Origin of the sequence: Pseudomonas sp. ERMR1:02, from assembly GCF_002277815.1 — a bacterium.
Lineage (GTDB): Bacteria > Pseudomonadota > Gammaproteobacteria > Pseudomonadales > Pseudomonadaceae > Aquipseudomonas.
Genome location: NZ_NKJI01000001.1, coordinates 336,230 through 348,772, shown reverse-complemented (window position 1 = coordinate 348,772; position 12,543 = coordinate 336,230). Strand labels below are relative to the sequence as shown.

Here is a 12,543-nt window from a genome sequence, read left to right as displayed (position 1 = left end):
CTGGGAGAGCTATTTTTGCTCTCGTAACAATTGAGCTGCGCGAATGGCAAAGTACGTCAGGATGCCATCAGCACCTGCACGTTTAAAAGCAGTCAGGGATTCAAGGATAACCCCTTCGCTCAACCAGCCATTCTGGATCGCTGCCATGTGCATGGCGTATTCGCCGCTGACTTGATAGACAAAAGTCGGCACTTTGAATTCTTCTTTCACCCGGCAGAGAATGTCCAGATAAGGCATGCCTGGCTTGACCATGACCATGTCTGCGCCTTCTGACAAGTCTGCCGCCACTTCGTGCAGGGCTTCGTTGCTGTTGGCCGGGTCCATCTGATAGGAGGCCTTGTTGGCTTTGCCCAGGTTGAGCGCCGAACCGACCGCATCGCGGAACGGACCGTAGTAGGCGCTGGCGTACTTAGCCGAGTAGGCCATGATCCGCACGTTGACGTGACCTGCCACTTCGAGGGCTTCGCGGATCGCCTGGATGCGGCCATCCATCATGTCCGACGGCGCAACGACCTGAGCGCCGGCTTCGGCATGGGACAGGGCTTGCTTGACCAGTGCGTCGACGGTGATGTCGTTCTGCACATAGCCTTCTTCGTCGAGAATGCCGTCCTGGCCGTGGGTGGTGAACGGGTCCAGCGCGACGTCGGTGATCACGCCCAGCTCCGGGAACTGCGCACGCAGGGCACGGGTGGCACGCTGGGCGATACCCTCGGGGTTCCAGGCTTCGGCGCCGTCCAGAGACTTGAGACCCAAAGGCGTCACCGGGAACAGCGCCAGTGCCGGGATTCCCAGCTCGACCCACTTGGCCGCTTCTTCCAGCAACAGATCGATAGTCAGGCGTTCGACACCAGGCATCGAGGCGATCGCTTCGCGACGGTTTTCACCGTCCAGCACGAACACCGGCAGAATCAGGTCATCGACGGTCAGCACGTTTTCACGGACCAGTCGACGCGAAAAATCGTCACGGCGGTTGCGACGCAGGCGGGTTGCAGGAAACAAACGGTTGGCGGGGGTAAAGCTCACGGCAGACTCCTGAGCCCGCGCTTACGGGCGAGCGTGACAGTTATATGCGGCCATTATGACGAACGTATTACAGTTGTGCGCACCTTGTGACGCGTAGCCGCATTCCATTGTCGTTGTAGGAAATGTTCACGTCGAGACACATTTGGACACTTTCCTGATTGTGTACGAAGGGTTAGGCTGCGCGTTCATTTCGCCAGCACCCAGACAATGCTCCAACAATTTCTGCATGACTTCGGCTACTTTGCCCTGTTTCTTGGCACGTTCTTCGAAGGCGAAACCATCCTGGTGCTCGCAGGCTTCCTCGCGTTCCGTGGATACATGGACATCAATATGGTGGTGGTCGTGGCGTTCTGCGGCAGCTATGCCGGCGATCAGCTGTGGTACTTCCTGGGACGCAAGCACGGGCGCAAGCTGCTGGCACGCAAACCGCGCTGGCAGTTGATGGGTGACCGGGCGCTGGAACATATCCGCAAGCACCCGGACATCTGGGTCCTGAGCTTCCGCTTTGTCTACGGCCTGCGCACTGTGATGCCGGTGGCGATTGGCTTATCGGGCTATCCACCGGGGCGTTATCTGCTGCTCAACGGGATTGGCGCGGCAATCTGGGCTGCCGCACTGGCAGCGGCGGCCTATCACTTCGGTGCAGTGCTGGAAGGCATGCTCGGCAGCATCAAGAAGTATGAGCTGTGGGTGCTCGGCGCTTTGCTCATCCTGGGTGTGGGCCTGTGGTTGCGCCGACGCTTCAAGAATGCGCGTCTGGCCAAGCAGGTTTACGCCGACGAGCAAGCCCTGAAGGCCAAACGGGCCAACACTGGCGAGCCTAAGACGCCAATCGAGTAAAACGGTTTCTGCAGCAGTAGAGACCGATGCCACTTAGCAGGCTGTAACTGAGCAGGCCGACCCAGCCCACCGCGCTGACCGGCCACAGCCCCACCAGCGGCGCCAGCCACACCAGCGGCACATTCGACGCCAGCCGCAGCAGCTCCAGCTTCAACGCCCACGGGCGATTCTCCAGGGCCACGCCCAGCACGAACAACCCCAGCGCCACTGCCCCCAGCCCAGCACCAGCGCACCGGTCGGCAGGCTCGGCTCCAGATTCATCAAGTAACTGCCCAGCGCGATGTAGACGCAAAACTGCAACGCCACGTACCACAGTTGACGCCCATCCAGTTGCACTTCGAATTTGCGAAACTGACTCAGGTCCGGTTTGTTCATCGGGTACTTCGCCGCCACATCCGCCGGCCGCCAACCCGTGCGCATGAACCAGATCCGCAGCTTGTCCCAGGTACTTTCGGCACGCCGCGCATCCGCCCACAACTGCGCGTAAAACTGCACATTCGCCCATATCGGGTTCCAGCTCGCCAGCGGCGTGGTCACGCCGAAAATCACCGGTTCATTGTCGTCTTCTTCCTGGAACGAGCCGAACAGACGGTCCCAAACAATGAACACCCCGCCGTAGTTGCGATCCATGTAGAGAGCGTTTTGTGCATGGTGGGCCCGATGATTGGATGGCGTGACGAAGAACCACTCGAACCAGCCGAGCTTGGGAATATGCCGGGTGTGCACCCAGAACTGGTACAGCAGGTTCAGCGCGGCGACGCTGACAAACACCAGCAGCGGCACGCCCGCGATGGCCAAGGGCAGGTAGAAGATCCAGCTCAACAGAAAGCCGGTACTTGTCTGGCGCAGGGCCGTGGAGAGGTTGTAGTCCTCGCTCTGGTGATGCACCGAATGCGCAGCCCAGAGAATGTTGCGCTCGTGGCCCATGCGATGCAGCCAGTAATAGCAAAAGTCATAAAACACGAAGGCGAACACCCAGACCCAGACGCTATCGGCCGAAAGCTCGAACAGCGCCAGATGCTTGAGGGCCAATGCATAGGTCACCAACCCCACACCTTTGGTCAGCAATCCGGTGGTGGTCGACAGCACGCCGGTACTGATGCTGTTGATCGCGTCCGCCACCCGATAGTTGCTGACTCCGCGCCAACGGTCGGCCAGCAGTTCGACGGCGATCAGCACAAAGAAAAACGGCACCGCATACAGAATGAAGTCCATGACGCGCCCTGATCGGAATCTTGAGGACAGATGCTATGTGTAGCCGTGAATTAACCCTATGGCAACGAGTGACAAATTAGTGGACATTTAACGCCATGAATCTGGAGAAAAGCCCATGAGCAAAAAAGTTGCAGTGATCCTTTCCGGTTGTGGCGTGTACGACGGCGCCGAGATCTATGAGAGCGTGATTACCCTGCTGCGCCTGGACCAGCGTGGTGCGCAGGTACAGTGTTTCGCACCCAATATCGCCCAGTTGCACGTGATCAACCATCTGACCGGCGAAGAAATGCCCGAGTCGCGCAACGTGCTGGTGGAGTCTGCGCGGATTGCCCGTGGCGAGATCAAGGACATTCGTGAAGCGGACGCCGAAGAATTCGATGCGCTGATCATTCCCGGCGGTTTCGGATCGGCCAAGAACCTATCCAATTTTGCCGTCGAAGGCACCGGCTGCACCGTGCAACCGGATGTTCTGGCCTTGACCGAAGCGTTCGCCGAGGCCGGTAAACCGGTCGGCCTGATCTGCATCTCGCCGGCTCTGGCGGCGAAAATCTATGGTCCGGGCGTGACCTGCACCATCGGCAACGACGCCGAAACCGCAGCCGCGTTGAACAAGATGGGCGCCACCCACAAGGATTGTGCAGTGAGCGATATCGTAGAAGACAAGGCGCGCAAACTGGTGAGCACCCCGGCGTACATGCTGGCTCAGAGCGTCAGCGAAGCGGCATCGGGCATCAACAAGCTGGTCGACCGAGTGCTCGAACTGACCCACGAAAACGACGCCTGACACGATTTACTGTAGGAGCGAGCCTGCTCGCGAAAAACGTGAGGGCGCCGCGTTCATCCAGGTAGCGCTCGTTATCGTTGACGTCCATCGCGAGCAGGCTCGCTCCTACAGTTTGCGGGTCAGCCGCGTCAAAATCCGATCCAGCGCATTGGCAAACGCCTGCTTCTCGCGCTCGCCAAACGGCGCCGGTCCGCCACTCATCTGTCCTTGTTCTCGCAAGTCCGTGAACAGGTTACGCACCGCCAACCGATCGCCCATGTTCTGCGCGTCGAATTCCTTGCCCCGCGGGTCCAGCGCCGCCACACCCTTTTTCACCAGACGGTCGGCCAATGGCACATCGCTGCAGATCACGAGCTCACCAGGCACTGCGTGCTCTACCAGGTAGTCGTCGGCCGCGTCCGGACCACTCGGCACCACGATCAACTTCACCAAGGCCAAGCCCGGTTTGCTCTGCGGCTGACCGGCCACCAGCACCACTTCAAACTGGCGCTTGAGGGCGAACTTCACCACCAGATCCTTGGCCGCCCGAGGGCAGGCGTCGGCATCGATCCAGACACGCATCGGTTTTTCCTCTATTGAAAAGCTTCGCGGGCAAGCCACGCTCCTACAGGATATACGCGACCACAAACACCGCACGAATCCTGTAGGAGCGAGGCTTGCCCGCGAATATGAGCGCAGCGAATGCTTTTTAGGAAACCTGCACCCGCCGCTTCTCAGCCATGCGACTACGACTGTACAGCACGATGATCGCGATCAACGCCACCGCCTGCGCACTCAACGAATACGCATCGGCATGAATCCCCAGCCAGTCGAACTCAAAGAACGGCACCGGCCGTGTACCGAAGATCCCGGCTTCCTGCAGCGCCTTCACGCCATGCCCGGCGAACACCACCGACAACGCACACAGCAGACCGGCGTTGATGCTGAAGAACAACGCCAACGGTAATTTCGCCGAACCACGCAGAATCACCCACGCCAGACCCACCAGCAGCACCAGCGCCGTCACACCGCCGGCCAGCACCGCGTCATGTCCCGCAGGCCCGGCCTGCAACCACAGGGTTTCGTAGAACAGGATCACTTCGAACAGTTCGCGATACACCGAGAAGAACGCCAGTATCGCAAAACCGAAACGTCCGCCGCCGCCGACCAGGCTGCTCTTGATGTAATCCTGCCAGGCCGCGGCATGGCGACGGTCGTGCATCCACACGCCGAGCCACAGCACCATGACGCTGGCGAACAACGCCGTCGCGCCTTCCAGCAATTCACGCTGCGAACCGCTGACATCGATCACATACGCCGCCAACGCCCAGGTTCCCAGACCAGCCAACAGCGCCAGGCCCCAACCGACGTTGACGCTGCGCACCGCCGATTGCTGGCCGGTGTTACGCAAGAAAGCGAGGATTGCCGCGAGTACCAGAATCGCTTCCAGCCCCTCGCGCAGCAGAATCAACAGGCCGGAAATGTAGCTCAGAGACCAGCTCAAGCCATCGCTGCCCAACAAGCCGGAAGATGTCTTCAATTTGGCCTTGGCCGCCTCCAGACGCTGCTCGACCTGCTCCACCGGCAAGCCATCCTGCAACGACTGACGATAGGCCATCAGCGATTTTTCAGTGTCTTTGCGCACGTCAGCGTTGACGTTGTCCAGGGAGCTTTCGACCAGCTCGAAACCTTCCAGGTACGCCGCCACCGACAAGTCATAGGCCTGATCGTGGTCGCCCGCACGATAGGCCGCGACGCTCTTGTCCAGAGTCGCGGCGGTGTAGTCGAGCAACTGGGCCGGGCCACGCTTGACCTGCGGCGGCTGCGCCCGTTGCGCACGGAAGGTCGCCGTGGCTTGCGGGCCATCGGCGGCCTGAACTTCGGACGGGGTTTGACGGGCCAGATCGGCAATGTTGTAGACCTTGTCACTGCTCGCAGTCGCCGGATCGGCGCTGAAGCCGGCGATGTAGGTTGCCAGGTCCCAACGTTGACGATCATCCAGTTGATCGGCGAAGGCTGGCATGTCGGTGCCTTCAACCCCCAGACCCAAGGTGTTGTAGATCGCGTAGAGACTCAGGTGATCCAGACGCGCGTTATCGCGCAGATTGGCCGGGGGCGGCGTCAGGCCGACACCCGCCGGACCATCACCCGCCCCGGTATCGCCGTGGCACACGGAGCAGTGCTGTGCATACAGCGGCGCACCACGAGTCGGGTCCGGGGTAATGATCGGCGCCTGGCTGACTTCATAGGCCACGGCCAGTTTCGCTCCGAGTTGCCGCGCCTGACGGGCGACATCCCCGCCTTCCTGACGCGAAGTGATCGCATTACGCAGTGTGCTGATGCCCTGCTCCAACCCGGCCTTTTCCGGCTTGGCCGGCATGGCAGACACCAGGCCTTGCAACGCCTGGACGAACTCCAGTTGCTCGCGGTATTCGGACTCGTTGACAACCTTGCCTGCCTGCACTGCTTGCGGGTAATCAGCACCGATGTAGTCGAGTAAATGCAGGGCTTGCGGCGCGCCTTCCACCGTGTCGGCCAGCAGGTTGAAACTGCATAGGGCAAACACTGGCGCTATCAGCCAGGCCAGGAAACGGGACGGGGCAATCATGAATGAATCTCAATTGGAAATACGAAGTAATATATTGTTCCCTCTCAATCACTTTCACTCAAGCTTTGTGTGCGCAGGGCTTAACGAGGTCCGGCCTGTTATTCACTTTCGCGAGAAGCATTACTCTCGTTGAGGGAATAAAAAAGGCGACCTGAAAAGGTCGCCTTTTTTGTGGCTTGCGGTTTTATATGGCGGCTTTTCGCAGCGTCGCCATGAACGCCGCCGCGCCGATGAACAGCCCGGCAAAAGTGCGGTTCATGCGTTTTTGCTGCTTGGGTGTGCGCAACAGTCGCAGCACTTTGGACGCCAGCCCGGTATACCCGGCCATGACGATCAGATCGACGCAAATCATGGTCGCACCGATGATCAGGTACTGGATCAGCAGTGGCGCGTGCGGGTCGATGAACTGAGGCAGCACCGCGAGCATGAAAACCAGCGCCTTGGGATTGCTGATGTTCACCAGAAATCCACGGAATACCAGGACCATCGGTTTGCCGATCGGGCGTACGGCCGAGTCATCACTCATATTGCTGGGCAGCGCACGCCATTGCTTGATCGCCAGATAAACCAGATACGCCACACCGAACCATTTGATCGCATAGAAGGCTGTAGCCGACGCTGTAAGAATCGCTCCCACACCGGCGCCGACAATGGCGATTTGCACCGCAAGGCCCAATTGCAGGCCCAAGGCGTTCCAGTAACCACGCCAGAAACCGTATTGCAGACCGCTGGACATCGACGCAATGGCGCCGGCACCGGGAGACAGACTGATCACCCAGCAGGCGGCAAAAAACGCCATCCATGTTTGAAGCTCCATTGCACACCTCGGCTCAGACTCGTGACAGACGTCTAAGCTAATGCGGCTTTGGGCCGATGACTATCGATTTTTTCAGGATGTTGCGGTTGCCGACCGGCGTTTGCCACCTGAGGGCCCCATCGCGAGCAGGCTCACTCCTACATTTGATCTTCAGTGACCACAATATTTGTGAACGCCATAGATCCACTGTAGGAGCGAGCCTGCTCGCGAAGCGGTCTGTCAGCAAATAGATGTCTTATTTTTCAAAACCGCTGGAAGGGAACACATCAGTCCCGCGCCAACGCCGAACCGAACGCTGGAAGAACAGGCTATTGGGCACTTGCACCATGGCGCTACCAGTACCGAGTTCTGCGGCCTCGATCAGCGTGGTGTACAGCAGATTGATTGCCACGACCCGGCCTTTGACGCCAGGCTTGTCGGTGGTATCCACCAGTTCGACCACATCACCCAGGCGAAACGGGCCGACGGTAAAAATCAGGATCGCGCACAGTAGATTGGAGAGCACGCTCCACATGGCGAAAAACGCCACCGCAGCGACCGCGACAAAACCGGACAATGCCGTCCAGAGCACCGTGGCCGAAACCCCAAGGCGCTCCAGCACGAAAATCAGCGCACTGCCCATGATCAGCCAGCGCAGACCGCCGCGCAGCGGCATCAGCAACTGCGGTGGGAACGGATAGCGCTCACCGAGACGGGTCAGGCACTTGGCGACAAAACGCTGCGCGACATAGCCGGCCAGCAGGATCAGCAGGATTTGCACGCCGAGCCAGATCGGCTCGACCCACATTGCCGGCAGCGGCAGCTTGAACGCGTCCATCAGGACAGCGCCTCCAGCTCCGCCTGCATGCTTTCCAGCAGTTCCAGAGCTTCCATCCAGGCTTCTTCCAGCTCCGCCTCACGCACCTTCAGCTTGGCCTGTTCGGCCAGCAAATCACGCAACTCGTTCTTGCGCATTGGCTCGTAGATATCGCTGTCGCCGAGGCTGGTGTCGATCTTCGCCAGTTTCTCGTGAAGCTTGCCCAGCTCGGCTTCGAGCTTGTCAGCCTCGCGCTTGTGCGGTGCCAGTTGCTGACGCAAGGCGGCCGCAGCCTGACGCTGGGCTTTCTTGTCGGTCTTGTCCGGGTTGACCGGGGTGTTGCTGACCGGGGCATTGCGCTGACGGTAGTCCACCAGCCAGCGGGTGTAGTCTTCCAGATCGCCGTCGAACTCTTCGACCTTGCCGTCCGCCACCAGAAAGAAGTTATCGGTGGTGCTTTTGAGCAGGTGACGGTCGTGGGAGACCACCAGTACCGCGCCACTGAATTCCTGCAGGGCCATGGTCAGCGCCAGGCGCATTTCCAGGTCCAGGTGGTTGGTCGGTTCGTCAAGCAGCAACAGGTTCGGCCGGTCCCAGGCAATCAACGCCAACGCCAGACGCGCCTTCTCTCCACCGGAGAAATTCAGCACCGGCTCGTCGATCCGCGCACCGCGGAAATCGAAACCGCCAAGGAAGTCGCGCAGGCTCTGTTCGCGCTCGGTCGGGGCCAGACGCTGCAAGTGCAGCAAAGGGCTAGCCTTGGCATCCAGAGAGTCAAGCTGATGCTGGGCGAAGTAGCCGACAACGGTGTTCTCGCCACGGGTCAACCGGCCGGCCAGAGGCTCGAGTTCACCCGCGAGGTTTTTGATCAGGGTCGACTTGCCCGCGCCGTTAGGGCCAAGCAATCCAATCCGCGCGCCTGGCGTCAGTTGCAGCTTGACCTTCTCCAACACGGTTTTCTCGCCGTAGCCCAAGCGGGCATCGGACAGGTCGATCAGCGGGCTGGAAATTTTTTGTGATTCGCGGAAAACAAAGTCGAATGGCGAATCGACGTGGGCAGCGGTCAGCTCTTCCATCCGCTCCAGCGCCTTGATCCGGCTCTGGGCCTGACGGGCCTTGGTGGCCTGGGCCTTGAAGCGGGCGATGTAGCTTTCCATGTGCGCACGTTGCACCTGCTGCTTCTCATAGGCCTGCTGCTGCTGGGCCAGACGCTCGGCACGGGCACGCTCGAAGGCGCTGTAGCCGCCACGATACAAGGTGATCTTGCGTTGATCGACGTGGGCCACGTGATCGACAACGGCATCGAGGAAGTCCCGGTCGTGGGAGATCAGCATCAGGGTGCCGGGATAACTTTTGAGCCACTCTTCGAGCCAGATGATGGCGTCAAGGTCCAAGTGGTTAGTCGGTTCGTCGAGCAGCAACAAATCCGAAGGGCACATCAAGGCTTGCGCCAGATTCAGACGCATCCGCCAGCCACCGGAGAAATCTCCGACCTGGCGATCCATCTGCTCATTGGTGAAGCCCAGGCCTGCCAGCAACTTGCGCGCCCGGGCGTCGGCGGTGTACCCGTCGGCGCTGTCGAGTTCCGAGTGCAGGCGGGCCTGTGCAGCACCGTCATGGGCTGCTTCGGCTGCCGCCAGGTCGCGTTGCACCTGGCGCAGGCGCAGGTCGCCATCGAGCACGTAGTCGACCGCCAGGCGCTCGAGCGTGTCGACCTCCTGGCGCATGTGGGCGATACGCCAGTCGGCCGGCAGGAAGCAGTCACCCGAATCCGGGTGCAGTTCACCCCGAAGCAAGGCGAACAGGCTCGATTTGCCGGCGCCATTGGCACCGATGAGGCCGGCTTTGTGGCCGGCGTGCAGGGTCAGCTCGGCGTCTTCTAGCAGACGTTGCGGGCCACGCTGTAAAGTCAGGTTCTGAAGTCGAATCATAATGGCGGCGGAGTCTACCAGCTTCGCTCGCAACTGGCGCGAGTAGCACTATGTCCTCTGACCTGTGGAGCTTTTCCGAGATTACCTATTCCCGTCGCGGCGTTGAACGCGCGTGCCTGCAATTGCAGTCGAAGGGCGCGAACGTGTGCCTGCTGCTGTGCGGGCTGTGGCTGGGAGAACGTGGAGTGACCTTCGACGAACAGCGATTGAAGCTGCTTCGTGATATAGCCGGGCCTTGGGACGCTGAGGTCGTTCAACCGGTGCGCGCCCTGCGAGAGCGATGGAAAGTCGCCGCTGGCGAAGATGCCGGCCTGAATAATTTGCGTGAAGAAGTGAAGACACTGGAACTGGAAGCTGAACGACTTCTGTTATTGCGACTGGAACGAGTGGCGCAAGACTGGCCGCAGGATGAGGCGACCGATTTATCGGCCTGGCTCGAAGGCGTGGCAGCGCGCGCCACCCAACTGGACCACGACGCGCTGCATCAGCTGCGCGTCGCGGTATCCGGCACTTAGGAAGCGCTGGTTGGGGTGGTGGCAGTGCTCGACGGTGCAACTGGCGTTGGCGCAGTGGTGGCTGTCGAGATAGTTGCTGCTGGCGCAGGGGCAGCCGAAGCGGATGGCGCTGGCGTTGCTGGCTTGGCAGCAGGTGCCGGGGTCGGCTTGGCAACAGCGGCAGGTTTTTTAACCGCAGGCTTGGCAGCAGGTTTTGCAGCGACAGGTTTAGCTGCTGGTTTTGCAGCCGGTTTGGCAGCGGCAGGTTTTGCAGCAGTGGCTGGCTTGGCGGCCGCAGGTTTTGCTGCAGCAGTTCTCGCAGCCGGTTTAGCTGCTGGTTTTGCAGCTGGCTTGGCAGCGGTTTTACCCGCGACAGGTTTTGCGGCCGACTTGGCAGCAGGTTTTGCAGCGGCTGTTTTAGCAGCTGGTTTTGCGGCTGGTTTTGCAGCCGTTTTGGCCACTGCGGTTTTCGCCACGCCCGGTTTCGCGGCAGCGGTTCTTGCAGCTGGTTTTGCGCCAGCAGTTTTAGCAACGGCTGGCTTGGCAGCCGGTTTGGTAGCCGCAGTTTTAACAGCCGGTTTAGCAGCGCTGGCAGCGACTGGTTTTTTCGCCGCAGGTTTAGCGGCAGGTTTTACTGCGGCTTTCACCGGTGCTTTGGCAACCGGTTTGGCGGCAGTCTTGGCCGGTGCTTTTGCGGCAACCGGGCTGGCAGCGGCTTTCTTCGCAGGAGCCGCAGCAGGCTTGGCCGCACGCAGGGACAACGCCTTGCCGACAGCCTCTTGTACACGACCAACACCCTGGGCCAATTTCAGGCTTTCCTGAGCGTCGCGCTTGAGTTGCAGAATGTAGCCGCGAGTGTCCGACTGACGCTCCTTGAGTGCATCAAGCAGGTCTTCGAGCGCCTTTACTCCGTCCTTGGCTTTGGCTTGTGCCTTGGCCTTTCCGGCCGCTGCAGCGTCCTGCAATTTGGTGCGGGATTTGTGCAATTTTTCCTGCGCTTTTCCGCGCTGCTTTTCCAGTTTGGCGAGCAATTTTTCAGCATCAGCCAAGGCTTCGGAACAAGCGGTTTCCAGATGCTCGAGCAGGCTGCCCGAGAGTTGTTGGAGTAAGTGCAACGGGGTATTTACAGGCTTCTTGGTGGCCGACATGGTTTACCTCCTGGCTGACGTGGGTGCGGCTCATACTAGACCTCTGCTGCTACCGCCGCTAGGGCATCTTGACAGTATCCAAAGCGTTGCGTTGCAACAGATGGAAAATGTTCTGCACTTGAGCAAAAGCAGTTCACCGTTAAGCACATTCACACTGGCATAATCGCCCGCATCTCAGGCTGGAGAGTGCCCATGTCGCGCTACCTTTTTTTATCGCTGTGCGTGATTTTTTCCGTGGCTCAGGCCGCCGAAAAAAACCAGGAAAATGACGCTCACGATCTCGCTTACAGCCTGGGTGCGAGCCTCGGCGAACGCTTGCGTCAGGAGGTTCCCGACCTGCAACTCAAAGCACTGGTCGAAGGTTTGCAGCAAGCCTATCAAGGCAAGCCGCTGGCGTTGAAAGACGAGCAGATCGAACAGATTCTGACCGAACACGAAGCCCGGGTTGCCATGCAAACATCTGCGCCGCAAAGCGAACTGGCACTGGAAAAGGAGCAACGTTTTCTCGCCGAAGAAAAATCCAAACCCGGTGTGCGAGAACTGGCGGATGGAATACTGCTGACGGAATTGGCACCGGGTACCGGTGCCAAGGCCGGACCGAACGGCAAGGTGCAGGTGCTTTACATCGGACGCCTTCCTGACGGCACAGTGTTCGACCAGAACAGCCAGCCGCAATGGTTCAGTCTCGATAGCGTTATCAACGGCTGGCGTAGCGCATTGCAGCAAATGCCGGTCGGCGCGAAATGGCGTCTGGTGATTCCATCGGCACAAGCCTATGGCGCCGACGGTGCCGGTGACCTGATCGCGCCGTTCACCCCGCTGGTGTTTGAAGTCGAATTGCGCGGCGCCACCGGCTGATAGCGCAAATGAAAACGGTGCGCCTTGGCGCACCGTTTTCGGGGTCTTGC

11 protein-coding genes and 1 pseudogene are annotated in these 12,543 nt (G+C 59.9%); 4 read left to right on the top strand and 8 right to left on the bottom strand.

Annotated elements, in window-relative coordinates; translation table 11 throughout:
• Nucleotides 1-9: 9 nt before the first annotated feature.
• Entirely contained in the window at nucleotides 10-1,023 is a 1,014-nt protein-coding gene (hemB, locus tag CES87_RS01670) for a porphobilinogen synthase (RefSeq protein ID WP_128604685.1), read from the bottom strand.
• 207 nt (nucleotides 1,024-1,230) lie between these two features.
• Here hemB and CES87_RS01665 point away from each other — a divergent pair, with 207 nt between their 5' ends.
• The gene (locus CES87_RS01665; RefSeq protein WP_128604684.1) at nucleotides 1,231-1,863 is read left to right on the top strand and encodes a DedA family protein; all 633 of its coding nucleotides are present in this window, start codon (nucleotides 1,231-1,233) and stop codon (nucleotides 1,861-1,863) included.
• Here the strand turns inward: CES87_RS01665 and CES87_RS01660 are convergent.
• Nucleotides 1,844-3,078, bottom strand: a pseudogene (locus CES87_RS01660) (sterol desaturase family protein). The gene CES87_RS01665 and the pseudogene CES87_RS01660 sit on opposite strands and share 20 nt — an antisense overlap.
• A gap of 115 nt (nucleotides 3,079-3,193) precedes the next feature.
• On the opposite strand from CES87_RS01660, the gene elbB reads away from it, so the two are divergent.
• Nucleotides 3,194-3,862, top strand: a complete 669-nt coding sequence (elbB, locus tag CES87_RS01655; RefSeq protein ID WP_128604683.1) for an isoprenoid biosynthesis glyoxalase ElbB — start codon at nucleotides 3,194-3,196, stop codon at nucleotides 3,860-3,862.
• A 105-nt stretch (nucleotides 3,863-3,967) separates the two neighbouring features.
• Here elbB and CES87_RS01650 read toward each other — a convergent pair whose 3' ends face one another.
• From CES87_RS01650 to CES87_RS01630, 5 genes are all read right to left on the bottom strand, one after another.
• Nucleotides 3,968-4,423 (bottom strand): YaiI/YqxD family protein, encoded by a 456-nt coding sequence (locus CES87_RS01650; RefSeq protein ID WP_128604682.1) that lies wholly within the window; start codon nucleotides 4,421-4,423, stop codon nucleotides 3,968-3,970.
• A gap of 127 nt (nucleotides 4,424-4,550) precedes the next feature.
• The gene (locus CES87_RS01645; protein ID WP_128604681.1) at nucleotides 4,551-6,449 is read right to left on the bottom strand and encodes a cytochrome c/FTR1 family iron permease; all 1,899 of its coding nucleotides are present in this window, start codon (nucleotides 6,447-6,449) and stop codon (nucleotides 4,551-4,553) included.
• Nucleotides 6,450-6,633: 184 nt separating this feature from the next.
• Nucleotides 6,634-7,266, bottom strand: coding sequence for a LysE family transporter (locus CES87_RS01640; protein ID WP_128604680.1), 633 nt, complete (start codon nucleotides 7,264-7,266; stop codon nucleotides 6,634-6,636).
• Nucleotides 7,267-7,501: 235 nt separating this feature from the next.
• Nucleotides 7,502-8,083 (bottom strand): mechanosensitive ion channel family protein, encoded by a 582-nt coding sequence (locus CES87_RS01635; RefSeq protein ID WP_128604679.1) that lies wholly within the window; start codon nucleotides 8,081-8,083, stop codon nucleotides 7,502-7,504.
• On the bottom strand, nucleotides 8,083-9,993 hold the full coding sequence (locus CES87_RS01630) for an ATP-binding cassette domain-containing protein (protein WP_128604678.1): 1,911 nt from the start codon (nucleotides 9,991-9,993) through the stop codon (nucleotides 8,083-8,085). The genes CES87_RS01635 and CES87_RS01630 overlap by 1 nt, the downstream gene beginning before the upstream one ends.
• Nucleotides 9,994-10,043: 50 nt before the next feature.
• On the opposite strand from CES87_RS01630, the gene CES87_RS01625 reads away from it, so the two are divergent.
• The gene (locus CES87_RS01625) at nucleotides 10,044-10,508 is read left to right on the top strand and encodes a TIGR02444 family protein (RefSeq protein ID WP_128604677.1); all 465 of its coding nucleotides are present in this window, start codon (nucleotides 10,044-10,046) and stop codon (nucleotides 10,506-10,508) included.
• On the opposite strand, the gene CES87_RS01620 is transcribed toward CES87_RS01625, so the two are convergent.
• The gene (locus tag CES87_RS01620) at nucleotides 10,505-11,635 is read right to left on the bottom strand and encodes an AlgP family protein (protein WP_128604676.1); all 1,131 of its coding nucleotides are present in this window, start codon (nucleotides 11,633-11,635) and stop codon (nucleotides 10,505-10,507) included. The genes CES87_RS01625 and CES87_RS01620 overlap by 4 nt on opposite strands.
• A 192-nt stretch (nucleotides 11,636-11,827) precedes the next feature.
• Here CES87_RS01620 and CES87_RS01615 point away from each other — a divergent pair, with 192 nt between their 5' ends.
• On the top strand, nucleotides 11,828-12,493 hold the full coding sequence (locus CES87_RS01615) for an FKBP-type peptidyl-prolyl cis-trans isomerase (protein ID WP_128604675.1): 666 nt from the start codon (nucleotides 11,828-11,830) through the stop codon (nucleotides 12,491-12,493).
• Nucleotides 12,494-12,543: the final 50 nt, after the last annotated feature.

Coding starts and splice junctions, on each gene's coding strand:
- CES87_RS01645 (WP_128604681.1), bottom strand. CDS start 6,449: ATGATTGCCCCGTCCCGTTTCCTGGCCTGGCTGATAGCGCCAGTGTTT.
- CES87_RS01665 (WP_128604684.1), top strand. CDS start 1,231: ATGCTCCAACAATTTCTGCATGACTTCGGCTACTTTGCCCTGTTTCTT.
- elbB (WP_128604683.1), top strand. CDS start 3,194: ATGAGCAAAAAAGTTGCAGTGATCCTTTCCGGTTGTGGCGTGTACGAC.
- CES87_RS01630 (WP_128604678.1), bottom strand. CDS start 9,993: ATGATTCGACTTCAGAACCTGACTTTACAGCGTGGCCCGCAACGTCTG.
- CES87_RS01625 (WP_128604677.1), top strand. CDS start 10,044: ATGTCCTCTGACCTGTGGAGCTTTTCCGAGATTACCTATTCCCGTCGC.
- CES87_RS01650 (WP_128604682.1), bottom strand. CDS start 4,423: ATGCGTGTCTGGATCGATGCCGACGCCTGCCCTCGGGCGGCCAAGGAT.
- CES87_RS01620 (WP_128604676.1), bottom strand. CDS start 11,635: ATGTCGGCCACCAAGAAGCCTGTAAATACCCCGTTGCACTTACTCCAA.
- CES87_RS01635 (WP_128604679.1), bottom strand. CDS start 8,083: ATGGACGCGTTCAAGCTGCCGCTGCCGGCAATGTGGGTCGAGCCGATC.
- CES87_RS01615 (WP_128604675.1), top strand. CDS start 11,828: ATGTCGCGCTACCTTTTTTTATCGCTGTGCGTGATTTTTTCCGTGGCT.
- CES87_RS01640 (WP_128604680.1), bottom strand. CDS start 7,266: ATGGAGCTTCAAACATGGATGGCGTTTTTTGCCGCCTGCTGGGTGATC.